Source organism: Enterocloster sp., from assembly GCF_057861365.1.
The window spans coordinates 66,220-84,824 of the sequence record NZ_DBMACH010000008.1 but is presented as its reverse complement, the minus strand read 5'-3'; the positions used below and the strand labels follow the sequence as shown (position 1 = coordinate 84,824).

Genomic DNA, 18,605 nt, shown 5'->3' with positions numbered 1-18,605 from the left:
CAGTAATCATTACTATTATCGATTCGCAATGTTAACAGGGTTCCGGGGCATCCCCGGTTCCCACACACTATATAATAAAGGAGATCAAGACTATGAAGAAATGGGTTTGTACAGTTTGCGGTTACGTTTATGAGGGTGAGCAGGCTCCTGAGAAATGTCCTCAGTGCGGCGTTCCTGCTTCCAAGTTCAAGGAGCAGGCTGCTGATCAGATGGCTTGGGCTTGCGAGCATGAGGTTGGCGTTGCTCAGGGTTCCCCTGAGGATATCATGGCTGACTTAAGAGCTAACTTTGAGGGTGAGTGCTCTGAGGTTGGTATGTACCTGGCTATGTCCAGAGTCGCTCACAGAGAGGGCTATCCTGAGATTGGCCTGTACTGGGAGAAGGCTGCTCTGGAAGAGGCTGAGCATGCTGCTAAGTTTGCTGAACTCTTAGGCGAGGTTGTTACAAGCTCCACCAAGAAGAACCTGGAGATGAGAGTTGCTGCTGAGAACGGCGCTACTGCCGGCAAGTTCGATCTGGCTAAGAGAGCTAAGGCTGCTAACCTGGATGCAATCCATGACACTGTTCATGAGATGGCTAAGGATGAGGCTAGACACGGCAGAGCATTTGAGGGTCTGTTAAAGAGATACTTTGGCTAATTAAAATTCGATAAACCTGATATCTGAGAGGGAAAGGATTCGTCTTTTCCCTCTTTCTTCATTTTCCAGCATCCATGCTGTATACTGTTATTTCCCTCCTCTTCGCCTTCCATCACCTGATAGACAAACGTTCTGTTTGGGGTTACAATAGAATTGGTGGATCGTGATATATGCGTTTTCACTGAACATATCATTTTTCAGCGCCTCATCACTCCTTTATGGCGCTACAGGAGGTTTTTTGTGAGTCACTCAAGTACAACCCATCGGGATTCCTGGAAGTCCAACTGGGGGTTCGTCCTGGCCTGCATCGGCTCTGCAGTAGGCATGGGCAATATCTGGATGTTCCCCACCAGGGTCTCAAAGTACGGAGGCGGCACCTTCTTGCTGCCCTATTTTCTTTTTGTAATCATCATTGGTCTTTCCGGCGTCATCGGTGAAATGGCATTCGGGCGGGCCACCCGTTCCGGCCCCATCGGAGCCTTTGGCCAGGCCATAGCAAGCCGCGGGAAAAATCCCAAGATCGGACAGGCGATCGGCTATCTTCCCGTGATCGGATCTCTGGCTCTGGCGATTGGTTATTCTGTCATCGTTGGCTGGATCCTCAAATACGCTGCAGGTTCCCTTACCGGCTCGGTGCTGGCCCAAGCAGATATTGAAGGCTTCGGACAAGCCTTTGGGCAGATGGCAGCTCCCTTTGGCAATAACTTCTGGCAGACTGTAGGCATCGTAATAACCTTTATCATCATGGTCTGTGGTATTTCAGGAGGGATTGAAAAAATCAATAAGGTTATTATGCCCCTGTTCTTTTTCCTGTTTTTGGGGCTGGCTGTATATATGGCTTTCCAGCCGGGGGCGGCAGAAGGATATCGTTACATCTTTCGTATTGAACCGGAAGGACTGGCAGATCCCATGACCTGGGTTTTTGCCCTTGGACAGGCATTTTTCTCCCTGTCTCTGGCAGGAAACGGCACTCTGATCTACGGCTCCTATTTAAAAGACAGCGAGGATGTTACCAGTGCAGCCCGCAAAGTGGCCTTCTTTGACACCATGGCCGCTCTTCTTGCAGCCCTTGTTATCATTCCCGCCATGGCTACCACCGGTTCTCAGTTAAATGAAGGCGGTCCCGGACTTATCTTTATTTATCTGCCCAACCTGTTTAAATCCATGCCCGGGAGCCGCATCCTGGTAATCGTTTTCTTTACAGCCGTATTTTTTGCCGGTATTTCATCCATTATCAACCTGTTTGAAGCTCCTATTGCCACTTTGGAACAGCATTTTAAACTGAGCCGCCGTGTATCTGTCACTATTGCTGCGTCGCTGGCTCTCGCAGTAGGCCTTTGCATCCAGGGAATCGTATCCGGCTGGATGGACTTCGTTTCTATCTATATCTGTCCATTGGGCGCCGGCCTGGCAGGAATCATGTTTTTCTGGGTATATGGCAGCGATTTTGCAAAAAAAGAAGCGGAAAAGGGCCGCCCAAAACCCCTTGGTCCCTGGTTCCGCTTTATGACCGCCTATGTCTTCTGCGGACTTACCATCGCAGTATTTATACTGGGAATTATCTTCGGAGGCATTGGCTGATACAAAAGAGAGGTATCTAAAATGAATCAATTTCCATCACAGGGACAGACGGGATCAGCTTCCAGTGTCCCTGCAAATCCCCTGGGCACTCTGCCTATTAACCAGCTTTTAGCCCGCTTTGCCATTCCCAGCATCATAGCCATGCTGGTCAGTGCCCTGTATAATATCGTAGATCAGTTTTTTATCGGCCGCAGTGTGGGAATGCTTGGAAATGCTGCTACCAATGTTGCATTTCCTCTAACCATCACCTGTACCGCCCTTTCCCTGATGTTTGGCATCGGCGGCGCAGCTAACTTTAATCTTTCCATGGGCCATGGCGAACGGGAAGATGCTGCCCGTTATGCGGGAAATGCTGTTTTTATGCTGTTTTTTACAGGATTGATCCTCTGTCTGGGAGTACGCTTATTTTTAAAGCCTCTCATGATAGCCTTTGGAGCCACAGCAGAAGTTTTAGATTACTCTCTTGTATACACAGGCATTACTTCCCTTGGTTTTCCATTCCTGATCCTTACTACTGGAGGCTCTAACCTGATCCGGGCAGACGGAAGTCCCCGTTTCTCCATGGTCTGCACACTTACAGGCGCACTGATCAACACGATCTTAGACCCTTTGTTTATCTTTACTTTTCATATGGGAATGGCCGGTGCTGCTCTGGCAACCATTATCGGCCAGATTGTATCCGGTATCATGGTAATCATCTATCTGACCCGCTTTAAAACAGTCCATTTGACATTTGACTACCTTCGTCCCATTCCTTCCCACATTAAAGCGATCATATCCCTGGGAATGGCACCCTTCTTTAACCAGATTGCAATGATGGTGGTACAGATTGTTATGAATAATGTACTTCGCTATTACGGCGGACAGTCTCATTACGGCAGTGAGATTCCTCTTGCCTGTGCCGGGATCATCAGCAAGGTAAACATGATCTTCTTCTCCCTGGTCATCGGTCTTTCCCAGGGACTGCAGCCCATTGTCAGCTTTAACTACGGAGCAGGAAAATACCGCCGTGTACGTTCCGCCTATCTGAAAGCGGTATGTATCGCCACCTGTATTTCCTCTGTATCCTTTTTATGCTTTCAGCTGATCCCCAGACAGATCATCTCCATTTTCGGTTCAGGAAGTGAGGAATATTTCCGCTTTGCAGAGCAGTATTTCCGTATTTTCCTTTTCTTTACATTTTTAAATGGCCTTCAGCCCATTACGGCCAACTATTTTACCTCCATTGGAAAAGCAGGTACGGGTATATTTATATCCCTCACACGCCAGATTATCTTCCTTCTGCCTCTAATCCTCATTCTTCCTATGTTCTTAGGAATTGAGGGCGTTATGTACTCGGCTCCTGTGGCAGATCTGATGGCCGCTGTTTTGGCAGTCTTCTTTGTGTCCAGAGAGCTAAAGCGAATGAAACAGATGGAGCATCTGTCTGAAGCATAAAATCCACACAGCCCCGACAGTATCATTGTATATCTGCCGGGGCTGTATGGATTTTACATTTATCTGACTATAGCTGTTTTAAAAGCTGTTCATACCGTTCCCGGTTTTCCCTGGGAATCTTAAGGGCATCCATCGCCTGACCGGAGGACCAGCTCATGGTCTCCATCAGATTGCGGATGGAGGAAAGAAGACCATGTTCCATGCCCTGTTCCAGCCCCTGCTCCAATCCTTTTTCCATTCCCCTGTCTTCAATTCCTTTACTAAGATTACACATGAGCGATACCTCCCGTTCTAAATCCCTTGTCATCTTAACTGAAAAATCTTCCTCTAAAATATGTTTCTTCTTCTGCGGATCCTGCTCATCAGAAAGAAGGACATCTAAAAGCTTTATAATACCTGAATAATGTTCATTCTCTGAGTCTCCCAGACAGATTATAACTGCCGTCATCAGGTCATAATTTTCCTTCTTCTCCTTTTCCTCTCCTACCATGCACTCTTCTGTAATCGAATATCGGTTAATCGTATTTTTCCGCCGTTTAGGTGGATTCATACAGATCCAGATCGAGTAAACCTTGCATATCTTTTCATAGTGTCCATCTGTAAATTCTGACCCGTACTGCGAAGAAATCATTCGGCTGCAATAATAAATTCCTCTTTTGATAATCGGATATCCCGGATAAAAATCATTCTGCGCTTCCACATTGATAATCAAGCGGATCGGCTCTCCTGTACCGGGTACTGCTGCAAGGAAGCGTATATCATAGGTAATTGTTCCTTCTTCCAGTCTGGCATCTTCTGTACTCATTCCCCGAATCGTATCGGAACCATTCGCGGACCGTTCATCCGAATTTACTGCTGTATGGGCAATCTGCGGTTCCCCTTCAATATAATACTCTGCAATGTCTTAACACTGCATTCTCTATATTCCTCAATACAGCTTTTCATAATCCAGGCTAAAATCTCTTTATTAGCCAGAAGCCGTTTACAGGCCGCGTCATAAGATGCCTTATCTGCAGCAAAATCCAGATTTCTTGCTAAAGTATTTTCTGTTTTCACTTGCCTGCATCCCCTTTCAACCGTTTTCCTTCTTAAATTCTACCATACTATCAATATCCACGCCAGACTATGAAAACGAAATTTAAATTTTTTAAAAAAAGCTGTTGACAAAACAGCATAAATCATTTATATTGATATCAGTAATCATTACTATTATCGATTCGCAATGTTAACAGGGTTCCGGGGCATCCCCGGTTCCCACACACTATATAATAAAGGAGATCAAGACTATGAAGAAATGGGTTTGTACAGTTTGCGGTTACGTTTATGAGGGTGAGCAGGCTCCTGAGAAATGTCCTCAGTGCGGCGTTCCTGCTTCCAAGTTCAAGGAGCAGGCTGCTGATCAGATGGCTTGGGCTTGCGAGCATGAGGTTGGCGTTGCTCAGGGTTCCCCTGAGGATATCATGGCTGACTTAAGAGCTAACTTTGAGGGTGAGTGCTCTGAGGTTGGTATGTACCTGGCTATGTCCAGAGTCGCTCACAGAGAGGGCTATCCTGAGATTGGCCTGTACTGGGAGAAGGCTGCTCTGGAAGAGGCTGAGCATGCTGCTAAGTTTGCTGAACTCTTAGGCGAGGTTGTTACAAGCTCCACCAAGAAGAACCTGGAGATGAGAGTTGCTGCTGAGAACGGCGCTACTGCCGGCAAGTTCGACCTGGCTAAGAGAGCTAAGGCTGCTAACCTGGATGCAATCCATGACACTGTTCATGAGATGGCTAAGGATGAGGCTCGTCACGGAAAGGCATTTGAAGGTCTGTTAAAGAGATACTTTGGCTAATACTTCCATAATCATTACACACTCTCCATTCATTATAACAGAGATTATTACAGCTCCGGCACATGCACTGCCGGAGCTGTTTTTCATTAAATTAAAACAGCGCCCGCAACAGAATTTCCTCTGCCGGAGCGCTGTTTTCAAAACATATTTATAATCGGGATTGTAAGTCTTTACACTCCCATCTTCCTCTGAACAAACTTTACAACTTCCATAATCGGAATGATCAATACTGCCAGTCCCAGAGCAATAATATACTCATGGAAATCAATAGGAGTAAACTCAAATGCCTTTGCAAGGAACGGAACCTCGATTACTGCGGTTGTCAGAATCAGGGATACGATCATTGCACCGTAAAGGAAGGTATTTCCGGTCTTCATGGTGAAGATAGAACCTCTGCGGCTTCTCATATTCAGAGAGTGGCAGATCTCAACCATGGACAGGGTCAGGAATGCCATTGTTGTTCCGTCAGGGCTGTTTACAAATTCCCAGACGCCGCTTTCAATATAATGGCCTATGATATAGGAAACCATTACAAGGATCGTTACAACAAAACCCTGGAAGAATACGTCAAATCCCATACCGCCGGCAAAAATGCCTTCTCTCGGGTCTCTTGGAGACTGCTTCATAATGTCAGCCTCGCTCTTTTCCATACCCAGAGCCAGAGCAGGGAAACAGTCTGTGATCAGGTTGATCCACAAAAGATGTACCGGCTCCAGAATCGTAAAGCCGATCAGCGTTGCAAAGAAGATTGCCAGCACCTCTGCCAGATTGGAGGCTAACAGGAACTGAATCGCCTTACGGATATTTGCGTAAATGCGGCGTCCCTCTTCTACTGCGGATACGATTGTTGCAAAGTTGTCATCTGCAAGAACCATGTCTGCTACATTTTTGGTTACGTCTGTACCCGTGATACCCATTCCCACGCCGATATCCGCGCTCTTGATAGAAGGAGCATCGTTTACACCATCACCGGTCATAGCTGTAATACGGCCCTTTGCCTTCCAGGCATTTACAATGCGTACCTTATGCTCAGGCTGTACGCGGGCATAAACGGAGTATTTTTCAATATCTGTCTTAAACTGCTCGTCGCTGATCTCATTTAACTGAGCGCCTGTAATCGCCTGGCTGGCATCCTCGATGATTCCCAGCTCCTTTGCAATGGCTACCGCTGTATCTTTGTGATCACCGGTAATCATAATAGGGCGGATTCCTGCCTCACGGCACTCAACGATTGCCGCCTTTACCTCAGGACGTACCGGGTCGATCATGCCGGAAAGTCCTACATATACCAGATCCTGCTCCAGATTGGAGGCGTCTGTATTCTCAGGCAGTGCCTTCCATTCTCTCATGGAACCGCAGAGTACGCGGAGCGCCTTATCTGCCATGGACTTATTATTCTTTAAAATGCTGCTGCGGATTTCGTCGGTCATTTCCACGATCTGTCCGCCCACATAGGCCTTTGTACAGCGTTTTAATACTTCATCCGGAGCGCCCTTTGTAAACTGGATGAAACGTCCGTCCGCAGTCTGATGAATGGTTGTCATCATCTTACGCATGGAATCAAAGGGAGCCTCAGCCACACGGACATATTCCTTTTCCAGCTGATCCTTTGGAAGTCCATTCTTTGCAGCATCATTTACAAGAGCACACTCGGTAGGTTCTCCCACTGCCTCGCCGCTGTCAGGGCTTAAGGAAGCATCGGAGCAGAGTGCCATGGCAGTTTCTAAGAGCTTCTCATCATCTGCCACATGCTCCACAACGGTCATCTTATTCTGAGTCAGAGTACCCGTCTTGTCGGAGCAGATAATCTGAGTACATCCCAGAGTTTCCACTGCTGTCAGCTTACGGATAATAGCATTTCTGCGGGACATATTTGTAACGCCAATGGAAAGCACGATGGTGACAACCGCTGCCAGACCCTCAGGAATCGCAGCTACTGCCAGAGAAACCGCTACCATAAATGTACTTAAGATCGTATCGCCTGTAATGCCTTCTGCGCTTCCCTGAGCACGGAACAGGCCTACTGCAAAGATAACCACACAGATCCCCACCACCAGCATGGTCAGGAACTTACTCAGCTGATTCAGCTTGATCTGAAGAGGCGTTTCCTCATCCTTAGCCTGAGCAAGAGCATCTGCAATCTTACCCATTTCTGTATCCATACCTGTCGCTGTGATGACAGCTTTTCCACGACCATATACAACGGTTGATCCCATGTATACCATGTTTTTACGATCGCCTAAAGGTACATCCTTTTCTCCGCCCAGATTTAACACCTGGATGATCTTGTCTACCGGAACAGACTCTCCGGTCAGAGCCGCTTCCTCGATCTTCATGCTGGCGCACTCGATGATTCGTCCGTCTGCCGGTACGGAATCTCCCGCTTCCAGGATGACCACATCACCGGGTACCAGCTCCTCACTCTTTAATGTAACAAGCTTTCCGTCGCGCAGCACCTTACTAGTAGCTGCAGCAATCTCCTGCAGGGCTGCAATCGCCGCCTCTGCCTTGCTCTCCTGAACAACGCCCAGAACTGCATTGATAATAACTACCGCCATGATGATGATCACATCTGCAAAGGACTCGCCCTCATAGTAAGCGGTAATACCTGAAATAACAGCCGCCACGATCAGAATAATGATCATGGGATCTGCCAGTTCATCAAGAAACTTCTTAAGCAGGGAATCCTTTTTCCCCTCCTTCAGCTTGTTATGCCCGAATTTTTCCAGACGGCCTGCAGCTTCCTGAGAAGAAAGTCCTTCTTCTGAGGTATTCTGCTCCTTTAGCACATCCTGAATACTGGACAGGTATTCTTTCATTGCTTTTTCCTCCTTTTATTATCTGGAAGTGTCTTTCTTCATCATGCCCGCCCGCTTCCTCAGCTATACATCTTCCGGCAGGTACATCCGGCGTATTTCCTGTATTGGTACAAACAAAAACGAGACCTACCAGAAGCCCCTTCCATTGAAGAAGACTTCCGATAAGTCTCGTCATTTAAAACCAAGCCACGGACACGCTCCGATGCTGTTGACTTCGCTACACGGTTCCCGGCCTGAAAACTGCCGGTCAACTGCGCTGACTACTCCCTTACTGCCCATAATGCTATCACGGACAGGGGAAACTGTCAAGATTCTATTTTCAGGAGTTTTTATGTTCCTCTAAAAAATGGCCCGCGTATTGCCATATATTCCGTATCCATCGGAAGTTCTCTCACTGTATTTAAAGCAGCCTCTCCAACCCCGGATACAGCGCTCCCGCTATCACCAGTCCGCTGATCCCCTGGATCCCATTGGCAGAGAGACTTAAAAGAGCGGCTGCCGAGCCATAGAGAACGCTTTCAAAAAGAAAGTATCCTCCTGCAACCAGCAAAATATCAGCTATACCACCATATAAAACTGCCAGCTTCCTGCTTTTTCCTTTACTCACTACATGACAGTATACTACAGATGTGACAGCTGCCACAAGGCCTTTGACTGCAAATGTAATCGGTACATAGATAAAATATCCGCCCAGTAAATCCGCCATACAGGAGCCAATTCCGGCTGCCAGAAATGCAGTTACCGGATCCAGAAAAATCCCGGACAGAATAACCACGGCATCACCCGGATGAATATATCCTCCGGTACCTGGTGTTGGAATCCGGATTGACATGGTAAACACACAGATCAGGGCTGCAAACAGGGCTGCTGTTACCAGTTTTTTTACAGAAATATTCCGCATCATACGTTCCTCCTTGATTTTTCACGGTTTCCCGTAGTATAGCAGAATTATGGACCGGTTAAAATATCCATTTCTGTTATTTTAAACCAGTCCAGTTCTTTGTTTCCTGTTATCTTTTCATTCCTGTCTTTGCCATGTCTTTTATCCTGTCCATACAATGCTCAAAAAAACTCTTATACGCCTGACAAAAATAGTTCTTATAATAATTGCTTCCCTCCACAGGATCCCTGTAGCGCTGGCATCCGCCCCGGCAGAGGAAGAAATAGGGACATTCCCGGCACTGGGGATCCAGCTGGTGGGAGCGCTTTATAAAGCCAGTCTCCTGACGACGTTTATCCATCTCTTCCATCGTATTCTCATTGAAATTCCCCAGACGGTATTCATCCAGCATATAAAAATCACAGGGATAGACACTTCCGTCCGCTTCTACCACATACTGGATCCCGCACTCGCCTCTCTGGTCGCAGGCCTCAGGGTAATACCCCATCAAAAGGGCAATGTAATTTTCAAACTGGCGGATATAAGGCTGCCTGTTTTTCTGCCAGTCCTTATACCAGAGATCAAAGAGCCGGGTGAGAAATCTGCCATAGTTCTCCGGCGAAATAGCATATTCTGTCTTCTGATGGCCTTCACCCAGAGGATCCAGGCAGGCAATATACTGCTGATAGTTCCATCCTCTGCGGCTGTATGCCTTATAGATTTCCTCTATCTGTCCGGCTGTTTTTTCTGTCACAACCGTAAGAATATTATACTCTACGCCGTAAGCATCCATAAGCTCTGCGGCTTTTATCACCACATCATAGGTCCCATTTCCCTTTTTATCATGGCGGCAGGCATCATGGGTTTCTTTCGTTCCGTCAACAGAAAGTCCTACCAGAAAATGATTTTCAGCCAAAAAGCGGCACCATTCCTCATCCAGAAGAGAGCCGTTGGTCTGGAAGGCATTATGTACCTGTATTCCTCTGCGGTTGTACTTATTCTGAAATTCTACCGCTTTTCGGAAAAAGTCCAGCCCCCTCAGCGCAGGCTCTCCCCCCTGATAGGCATAATTAACCTGCCTCTGTGCATGGACCATGGTTCTTCGAATCACATTTTTCAGTGTTTCCTCAGACATAAAACCATAGGATTCCTGCTCTCTTTTCTGCATCTCATCGCAGTAAAAACAGTAATCGCAATGCATATTACACAGGCCTGAAGATGGCTTCATCAAAACACTTGGATCCGGCATACGTTATCTCCCCATTTTTTAAAATACTTCTCTGAGTACCAGATCCACTACCTTTTCAAAGGTCTGCTTTACCCTTGCAGCCGTTTCTACTACCTCTGCATGATTTAAAGGCTGATCCAGAATGCCTGCTCCCGGATTCGTGACACAGGAGATTCCCAGTACCGGGATACCGCAGTGGCTGCACACAATCGCCTCCGGAACCGTAGACATTCCTACCGCATCTGCCCCCAGAAGCCCTGCCATGCGGACTTCTGCCGGCGTCTCATAGTTCGGGCCAGAAAACATCATGTATACGCCCTCTTCCAGATGGATTCCGTTTTCCTGAGCTTTTTCCTTCAGACATGTTCTGAATCCTGCGTCATATACGCAGCTCATATCCGGAAAACGCGGGCCATCCTCCTCAAAATTAGGACCGATCAGCGGATTGGAGCCGGAATAATTGATATGGTCTTTAATAACCATCAGTGTTCCCGGCTCATAGGAGCGATTTACGCCTCCAGCCGCATTAGTGAGAAGAACCTTCTTCACGCCCAGACGCTTCATGATGCGGATGGGAAGGGTGATCAGTCTCTGACTGTATCCCTCATAATAATGAACTCTGCCCTGCATGGCAATGACCTTCTTTCCCATACAGGTTCCCAGTACAAACTGGCCCGCATGGCCCGCCACAGTGGATACCGGAAAATCCGGGATATCATGATAGGAAATCTTTACCGGATTTTCAATCTTATCCGCATAATCACCCAGTCCGCTTCCCAGAATCATACCGATCTCCGGCTCAAAATCTGTCCTTTCGCGGATGATGCGGACAGAATCCTCAATGATCTTTATCTCTTTTTCGTTTGTCATGGATGATACGCCTCCCTTACCGATTCTCAATCTCCATCAGCATATTCACCCGTCTCTCATGTCTGCCGCCTTCAAACTCAGCGTCCAGCCATGCTTCGGTGATCATCTTTGCCATCTCGCTTCCCACTACTCTGGCGCCAAAGGCAAGGACGTTGCTGTTATTGTGCATACGGGACAGCTTTGCGCTGTAGGGTTCGCTGCATACACAGGCGCGCACGCCCTTTACCTTATTAGCTGCCAGTGAAATGCCTACGCCGGTGCCGCAGATCACGATACCCAGATCTGCTTCTTTGGAAGCCACAGCCCGTCCTACCTTTTCACCATATACAGGGTAATCGCAGCTTTCTGTAGAATTGGTACCCAAATCAATAACCTCGTAGCCTTTTCCCTCTACAAACTCCTTAATAATATTTTTAAGCTCAATGGCTGTATGGTCGTTTCCCATTGCAATTTTCATTTTCATTTTCTCCTCATTCTCTCAAAAAATTCCTCCATCCGGTCAAGCCGGGAGGTCATGGACATAAGCAGCAGATCTGCCGCAGTAAGCGCTGCCATGGCTTCTGCCACCACAACTGCCCTTGGAACGATAATGGGATCGTGACGTCCATGGATCTCGATCTCCCGTTCTTTCCCGCTCCGGTCCACCGTGGACTGAGGCTGGGCAATGGACGGAGTAGGCTTAAAGGCCGCCCGTATTACAACCGGGCTGGAATCGCTCATCCCTCCCAGGACGCCACCGGAGTGATTGGTTCGCTTGGACGGGTGGCCCGCACTGTCAATGCAGAAGCTGTCGTTATTCTGTGAACCGGCGGATACTGCCGCCTCAAATCCGTCTCCGATCTCAACGCCTTTCACTGCTCCAATGGACATCATGGCTTTTGCCAGAGCCGCATCCAGCTTGTCAAACACCGGCTCTCCCACGCCTGCGGGAAGCCCCTCGATCACACACTCTACCACACCGCCGCAGGAATCCCTTCGAGCCATCATATCCTCTAAATAACTCTCTGCTTCCTTTGCCGCAATGTCATCAGGCATATAAAGACGGTTTTCCCACATTTTGGAAATCTCCATCCGGGACCGGTCGATGCTTACAGGGCCGATTGCGCTGGTATAAGCAAAAACCCTTACCCCAAGGCGCTCCAGAAGCTTTGCGGCCACTGCTCCGGCTGCTACCCGGCCAATGGTCTCCCGTCCGGAGGAACGGCCGCCTCCTCTGTAATCCCTGAAGCCATACTTTTGATCAAAGGTGAAATCTGCATGACCGGGGCGGTATACATCCATGATATTGCTGTAATCGTGGGATCTCTGGTCTGTATTCCGCACCTCCAGGGCAATCGGCGTTCCGGTTGTCTTTCCTTCAAAGACGCCAGAAAGGATTTCCACCTGATCGCCCTCCTGTCTGGCTGTGGTAAAGCGGCTCTGCCCCGGCTTTCTCCGGTCTAAATATCTCTGAATATCTTCTTCATCTAAGGGCAGACCTGCCGGACAGCCGTCTATGACCACGCCAATGCCCTTTCCATGGGACTCTCCCCAGGTGCTGACGCGAAAAAGCGTCCCGTAAATTGAACCCGCCATGACTAATCTCCAATCTTTACAATCGCACAGCAGTTTGGTTCATTAACCGGAATGCTTCTTCCGCTCATGACCAGAAGTCCCTTCTCATAGTCTACCTTAAAGAAGGAAATGCTGCCGCTGTCATGGTTAATGGACGCAATATGCTTCCCATCCGGGAAAACAGCCACGTCCTTAGGATATTCGCCGCTGATCGGCAGGCAGCAGATCATGGAAAGAAGTCCTGTTTCCTCATCCCTGCTGTAGATACTTACCGTATTCTCTCCCGCATTGGTGCAGTAAACATACTTCTCATCCCAGGACATACGCATCGCGCAGGCTGCCGTAAGATTGCCCGGATTTTTCGTCGAGGTAGTAGAAATCGTCTGGATCTTCTCGATTACGGGAGCTCTGTCCCCTGTCTCATAAGTAAATACATCAATTACATTTTTAAGCTCGTACATCAGATAAAGGAAGCGTCCGTCCCTGCTGAACCGGAAATGTCTGGGCGCAGATTCCAGGTCGCAGCGGATGGCGTCTACCTGAACCATCTTCTGTTCCTTATCATTAAAGCGGTAAATCTTTACCTGATCCACTCCGTTATCCACACTGAGGACGTATTTATTGTCCGGCATCCGGCGGGTGCATGTCACGTGAGGGCGGAAATTACGCTCTGCCACGCTTCCGTATCCTTTATCATATACACCGTCCACGATCCCCCCTACAGAGCCGTCTTTGTTCAAGCTCAGGATCGTGGTCTTTCCGTCATGATAACCGGATACGAAGATAAACTTGTCCTCCAGATCGCTGCACAGATGACAGCCCCTCATTCCGCGGATGGGCGCGCTGTTTAAACGCGCCAGGGCGCCGTTCTGCAGGATCCGGAAAGACACCACTCCTTCATCGGCAATGGAATACAATGTCTTTCCATCGCTGGAGGCAATTACATAGGAAGAATTATTTACCTCCATCTCGCATCGCTCCTTAAACGTTCCCTTCTCCACATCTACGTCAAATACTGTGATTCCCTTTGCTTTCCCGGTATAGGAGTAGGATCCCACATATGCCATATATCTGCCGCTCATACCTGTATTTACCTCCTGAAAATAAGTCCGATTTTGTTAAAACCTATCATATCATAATTTTTATTATTTGTTAACCGCTAACTTTCAGAAAAGGTATTGACACCTGATTTATTTCATGTATAATGAAATTCGCCTTGTTTATTATTACTAAACTTTTTGATTATTTATATATTGGGTTAGTATTGCTAAACTTTTTGTATATTTTGCAGCCGTGCAGGGAGGAATTGTATGGATATCGGAAACAGACTGAAGGAGCTTCGTGTCTTAAAGGGACTGACTCAGGAGGAGCTGGCCGACCGCTCGGAGCTTTCCAAGGGGTTTATCTCTCAGCTGGAACGCAATCTGACCTCCCCCTCTATCGCTACTCTGATGGATATTCTCCAGTGTCTGGGAACTACCATCGGGGAGTTTTTTACGGAAGAGCCTGAGGAACAGATCGTATTCGGCACTCAGGACTACTTTGAAAAAGTAGATCCTGAATACAACAATGAAATCAAATGGATCATTCCCAATGCTCAGAAAAACACCATGGAACCCATTCTCTTAACGCTCAAAGCCGGCGGTTCTACCTACCCGGATACACCTCATGAGGGAGAAGAATTTGGCTATATTCTGAAGGGTTCTGTTTCCATCCATCTGGGAAAAAAGACATACCATGCCAAAAAGGGAGAATCCTTCTATTACACAGCAGATAAAAAACACTATCTTTCAAGCAAAAACGGCGCCATGCTCATCTGGGTAAGTTCACCTCCCAGTTTTTAATACGGCCTCCGTTGTAAAAAAGACAATGTTATGACCCACTTCACTTTATAAAGGAGAAAAGACAAATGAGCCAGCCATTGATTGATTTACAGCACATCTCAAAAAGCTTTGACGGCGAGCTGATCCTGGATGATCTGAATCTCTCCATCAGGGAAAACAGCTTCGTCACCTTACTTGGTCCCAGCGGCTGCGGAAAGACCACTACTCTGCGTATCTTGGGAGGCTTTACCAGTCCCGATACCGGAAGGGTTCTCTTTGATGGTCAGGATATCACAAAGCTTCCGCCCAACAAGCGGCAGTTAAATACGGTTTTTCAGAAATATGCCCTGTTTCCTCATATGAGCATTGCAGACAATATTGCCTTTGGCCTGAAAATAAAAAACAAGCCCAAAAGCTATATTGATGACAAAATCCGCTACGCATTAAAGCTGGTCAATCTCTCCGGCTACGAAAAGCGCGATGTAACCTCTCTCTCCGGCGGTCAGCAGCAGCGTATTGCCATTGCAAGAGCCATTGTAAACGAACCGAGAGTGCTGCTCCTTGACGAGCCTCTGGGCGCTCTGGATTTAAAGCTGCGCCAGGATATGCAGTATGAACTGATCCGCCTGAAAAATGAGCTTGGCATCACTTTTATCTATGTAACCCACGATCAGGAAGAGGCTCTTACCATGTCAGACACCATTGTTGTTATGAACCAGGGCTATATCCAGCAGATGGGATCTCCGGAGCAGATCTACAATGAGCCGGAAAATGCCTTTGTAGCCGACTTTATCGGCGAAAGCAACATCGTCCACGGCATCATGCTTCAGGACGAGCTGGTTGAGATCTTCGGAGCAAAATTTGCCTGTGTGGATAAGGGCTTTGGCACAAATAAGCCAGTGGATGTCGTGATCCGTCCTGAAGATATCGACCTTGTAGAACCGGAAAAGGGCACGCTTGTCGGCACAGTGACCCATCTGATCTTCAAGGGTGTTCACTATGAGATGGAAGTTACTACCCCGGACGGCTTTGAGTGGCTGGTTCACTCCACTGATATGTTCCCCGTTGGAAAGCAGGTGGGAATCCATGTAGATCCCTTTGATATCCAGATCATGAACAAGCCTGCGTCTGAGGATGAGGAGGCGCTGGGAGTCGATGAATAAGGAAAAGAAATATCTCGATCTGGGGAAATCCCTTCTCTCCGGCCCCTATCTGGTCTGGATGACCGGTTTTACTATTATTCCTCTGCTCATGATTCTCTGGTATGGACTGACGGGACGTGACGGAGCTTTTACATTGGAAAATATCCTGTCAATCGCAGAACCGGATCATATGAAGGCTCTGGTGCTGTCTCTGGGTTTATCCCTGATCAGCACTCTGCTGTGCCTTTTTCTTGCATATCCTCTGGCTATGATTTTAAGAGGACGGGGAAATAAGGCCGGCAGCTTTATCGTATTTATTTTTATCCTCCCCATGTGGATGAATTTTCTGCTGAGAACCCTTGCATGGCAGACGCTTCTGGAGAAAAACGGCGTAATCAACGGAATCCTTTCCTTTTTCCATCTGCCCGGTATCTCCATTATCAATACTCCGGCAGCTATTGTACTGGGTATGGTATACAACTTCCTGCCCTTTATGGTTCTTCCGATTTATAATGTACTTGCCAAGATTGACGACAGCGTTATCAATGCGGCTCAGGATCTGGGAGCCAATACCTTCCAGACCTTTATAAAGATCTGGCTTCCTTTAAGCCTTCCGGGAGTCATCAGCGGAATCACCATGGTATTTGTGCCTTCTCTGACCACATTCGTTATCTCAGACCTCTTAGGCGGCAGCAAGATCCTTCTCATCGGAAATGTAATCGAGCAGGAGTTCACACGCGGAAGCAACTGGAACCAGGGAAGCGGTCTTTCCCTGGTGCTGATGATCTTTATTCTGATCAGCATGGCTATGATTGCCAAATATGACAAAAATGGAGAAGGGAGCGCATTCTGATGGTAAAAAGCAGAAAAATGATACGGAAGATCATTTCCGATTTCTATATGGTGCTTATCCTGATCTTTTTGTACGCACCCATCCTCACTATGATGATATTGTCCTTTAACCAGTCCAAATCCAGAGCACGGTGGGGCGGTTTTACTCTTGACTGGTATCTGCAGATGTTTGACAGCCGCTCCATTATGAGCGCCCTGTCAACCACCCTGATCATTGCCTTTGTTTCAGCCCTTGCGGCAGCTGTTATCGGAACAGCGGCAGCTATTGCCATTCAGTCTATGAGGCTGGTTCCCAGGACAATTATTATGGGAATCACAAACATTCCCATGCTGAATGCAGATATCGTTACAGGCATTTCACTGATGCTGTCCTTTATTGCCTTTGGCGTATCATTAGGCTTTAAAACCGTGCTGATCGCTCATATCACCTTTAATATACCTTATGTGATTTTAAGCGTCATGCCCAAGCTGAAGCAGACGGATAAGAGTACCTATGAGGCGGCTCTGGATCTGGGAGCTACTCCCCTTCAGGCATTTTTTAAAGTGGTCTTCCCGGATATTCTGCCCGGAGTGCTGTCCGGCTTCCTTTTATCCTTTACCATGTCCCTTGATGATTTTATTATCACCCATTTTACAAAGGGCGCAGGCATCAATACTTTGTCTACGCTGATTTACAGCGAGGTACGCAGGGGCATTAAGCCATCCATGTATGCCCTTTCCACAGTCATTTTCCTGACTGTACTGATCCTTCTGCTGATCGTAAATTTTCGTTCCTTTAAGAAAAAGAACTGAAACAACTCATTACTATTAAAAAGGAGAGCGACCCATGAAACGAACACCCATCCTCCTCACAGCAGGAGCACTGGCTGCCCTGATGACCGCAGGTCTTCTGACCGGCTGCGGCGGTTCCGGCAAAAATGGTTCTTCGGGAGATGACAACAAGCTTTATGTATACAACTGGGGCGAATATATTGACGAAAGCGTCATCGACGACTTTGAAAAGGAAACCGGTATTCAGGTGGTCTACGACGTATTTGAAACCAACGAAGAAATGTATCCTGTAATTGAAGCCGGAGGCGTAAGCTACGATGTGGTATGTCCCTCCGACTATATGATCCAGAAGATGATCGAAAACAACCTTCTGGCTGAAATCAACTTTGACAATATCCCCAATTACAAAGAAATCGGACAGGAATATCTGGATATCTCCAAAGGTTTTGACCCGGAAAACAAATATTCCGTTCCCTACTGCTGGGGTACCATGGGAATCCTCTACAATACGCAGATGATCGAGGAGCTGGGCGTTCCTGCTCCCACCAAATGGGCCGATCTGTGGGATGAACGTCTGGAGGGAGAAATTCTCATGCAGAACAGCGTCCGCGACGCCTTTACCGTAGCTTTAAAGAGCCTTGGATATTCCTTAAATACCCAAAATCCTGATGAACTGCAGCAGGCAAAGGATGAGCTGATCCGCCAGAAGCCTCTGGTTCAGGCTTATGTAATTGATCAGGTAAGAGATAAGATGATCGGCGGAGAAGCAGCCGTGGGAGCCATCTACTCCGGAGAAATGCTCTATATCCAGAATGCAGTTAAGGAGCAGGAAGCTGATTTTACTCTGGAGTATGTAATTCCGGAGGACGGAACCAACTACTGGGTTGACTCCTGGGTCATTCCCGCCAATGCAGAGCACAAAGAAAATGCAGAAAAATGGATTGACTTTCTGTGCCGCCCCGATATCGCAAAGAAAAATTTTGAGTACATTACCTATGCCACTCCCAACAAAGGTGCCTATGAGCTGCTGGATGAGGAGCTGAAACAGAATAAAGCTCTGTTCCCGGATCTCTCCGCTCTCACCAACTGTGAAATCATACAGTACCCCGGCGAAGAAGCCGACGCCCTTTATAACGAGCTCTGGAAAGAGGTCAAGGCAAACTGACGGACTGCTGCGG

Annotated in this window: 18 protein-coding genes; 9 read left to right on the top strand and 9 right to left on the bottom strand. The window is 47.6% G+C overall.

All coding sequences use genetic code 11. From position 1 onward, the window contains the following. Positions 1-92 precede the first annotated feature (92 nt). The 3 genes from ACZM6M_RS10325 to ACZM6M_RS10315 all read left to right on the top strand — a co-directional run bounded on the left by ACZM6M_RS10325 (position 93) and on the right by ACZM6M_RS10315 (position 3,656). Positions 93-638 (top strand): NADH peroxidase, encoded by a 546-nt coding sequence (locus ACZM6M_RS10325; protein WP_066544905.1) that lies wholly within the window; start codon positions 93-95, stop codon positions 636-638. A gap of 240 nt (positions 639-878) precedes the next feature. Beyond that, entirely contained in the window at positions 879-2,219 is a 1,341-nt protein-coding gene (locus ACZM6M_RS10320; protein WP_066544916.1) for a sodium-dependent transporter, read from the top strand. 21 nt (positions 2,220-2,240) lie between these two features. Then, on the top strand, positions 2,241-3,656 hold the full coding sequence (locus tag ACZM6M_RS10315) for an MATE family efflux transporter (protein ID WP_489490345.1): 1,416 nt from the start codon (positions 2,241-2,243) through the stop codon (positions 3,654-3,656). 67 nt (positions 3,657-3,723) lie between these two features. Here the strand turns inward: ACZM6M_RS10315 and ACZM6M_RS10310 are convergent, their stop codons facing one another. Further along, positions 3,724-4,461 (bottom strand): hypothetical protein, encoded by a 738-nt coding sequence (locus ACZM6M_RS10310; RefSeq protein ID WP_418926456.1) that lies wholly within the window; start codon positions 4,459-4,461, stop codon positions 3,724-3,726. Between the two features lie 44 nt (positions 4,462-4,505). Continuing rightward, positions 4,506-4,712, bottom strand: coding sequence for a hypothetical protein (locus ACZM6M_RS10305; RefSeq protein WP_489490343.1), 207 nt, complete (start codon positions 4,710-4,712; stop codon positions 4,506-4,508). 230 nt (positions 4,713-4,942) lie between these two features. On the opposite strand from ACZM6M_RS10305, the gene ACZM6M_RS10300 reads away from it, so the two are divergent. Further along, positions 4,943-5,488 (top strand): NADH peroxidase, encoded by a 546-nt coding sequence (locus ACZM6M_RS10300; RefSeq protein ID WP_066544923.1) that lies wholly within the window; start codon positions 4,943-4,945, stop codon positions 5,486-5,488. Between the two features lie 170 nt (positions 5,489-5,658). On the opposite strand, the gene ACZM6M_RS10295 is transcribed toward ACZM6M_RS10300, so the two are convergent. From ACZM6M_RS10295 to ACZM6M_RS10265, 7 genes are all read right to left on the bottom strand, one after another. After that, positions 5,659-8,307 carry a cation-translocating P-type ATPase gene (locus ACZM6M_RS10295; RefSeq protein ID WP_317438066.1) on the bottom strand — a complete coding sequence of 883 codons (2,649 nt, stop codon included), beginning with the start codon at positions 8,305-8,307 and terminating at the stop codon, positions 5,659-5,661. Positions 8,308-8,707: 400 nt separating this feature from the next. After that, a complete protein-coding gene (locus ACZM6M_RS10290; protein ID WP_337434212.1) occupies positions 8,708-9,208 on the bottom strand; it encodes an ECF transporter S component in 501 nt (166 codons plus the stop codon). Positions 9,209-9,317: 109 nt separating this feature from the next. Then, positions 9,318-10,436: an anaerobic sulfatase maturase gene (locus ACZM6M_RS10285; protein WP_489490341.1), complete on the bottom strand. Its 1,119-nt coding sequence runs from the start codon at positions 10,434-10,436 to the stop codon at positions 9,318-9,320. 18 nt (positions 10,437-10,454) lie between these two features. Continuing rightward, complete coding sequence (locus ACZM6M_RS10280) at positions 10,455-11,285, bottom strand: purine-nucleoside phosphorylase (RefSeq protein ID WP_489490340.1); 831 nt, start codon at positions 11,283-11,285, stop codon at positions 10,455-10,457. 16 nt (positions 11,286-11,301) lie between these two features. Beyond that, entirely contained in the window at positions 11,302-11,742 is a 441-nt protein-coding gene (gene rpiB / locus ACZM6M_RS10275) for a ribose 5-phosphate isomerase B (protein ID WP_066544961.1), read from the bottom strand. A gap of 2 nt (positions 11,743-11,744) precedes the next feature. Next, positions 11,745-12,860 carry a chorismate synthase gene (aroC, locus tag ACZM6M_RS10270; protein ID WP_417045501.1) on the bottom strand — a complete coding sequence of 372 codons (1,116 nt, stop codon included), beginning with the start codon at positions 12,858-12,860 and terminating at the stop codon, positions 11,745-11,747. Positions 12,861-12,862: 2 nt separating this feature from the next. Continuing rightward, positions 12,863-13,921: a lactonase family protein gene (locus ACZM6M_RS10265; protein ID WP_317438058.1), complete on the bottom strand. Its 1,059-nt coding sequence runs from the start codon at positions 13,919-13,921 to the stop codon at positions 12,863-12,865. 228 nt (positions 13,922-14,149) lie between these two features. Between ACZM6M_RS10265 and ACZM6M_RS10260 the strand changes: the two genes are divergently transcribed. The 5 genes from ACZM6M_RS10260 to ACZM6M_RS10240 all read left to right on the top strand — a co-directional run bounded on the left by ACZM6M_RS10260 (position 14,150) and on the right by ACZM6M_RS10240 (position 18,592). Continuing rightward, positions 14,150-14,683 carry a helix-turn-helix domain-containing protein gene (locus ACZM6M_RS10260; RefSeq protein WP_317438057.1) on the top strand — a complete coding sequence of 178 codons (534 nt, stop codon included), beginning with the start codon at positions 14,150-14,152 and terminating at the stop codon, positions 14,681-14,683. Between the two features lie 65 nt (positions 14,684-14,748). After that, positions 14,749-15,825 carry an ABC transporter ATP-binding protein gene (locus ACZM6M_RS10255; RefSeq protein ID WP_337434184.1) on the top strand — a complete coding sequence of 359 codons (1,077 nt, stop codon included), beginning with the start codon at positions 14,749-14,751 and terminating at the stop codon, positions 15,823-15,825. Beyond that, entirely contained in the window at positions 15,818-16,657 is an 840-nt protein-coding gene (locus tag ACZM6M_RS10250; RefSeq protein WP_066544971.1) for an ABC transporter permease, read from the top strand. Before ACZM6M_RS10255 ends, ACZM6M_RS10250 begins: the two co-directional genes overlap by 8 nt. Further along, a complete protein-coding gene (locus ACZM6M_RS10245; RefSeq protein WP_418926907.1) occupies positions 16,657-17,448 on the top strand; it encodes an ABC transporter permease in 792 nt (263 codons plus the stop codon). Before ACZM6M_RS10250 ends, ACZM6M_RS10245 begins: the two co-directional genes overlap by 1 nt. A 34-nt stretch (positions 17,449-17,482) precedes the next feature. Continuing rightward, complete coding sequence (locus tag ACZM6M_RS10240; RefSeq protein WP_317438054.1) at positions 17,483-18,592, top strand: ABC transporter substrate-binding protein; 1,110 nt, start codon at positions 17,483-17,485, stop codon at positions 18,590-18,592. The last annotated feature ends 13 nt before the right edge of the window (positions 18,593-18,605 follow it).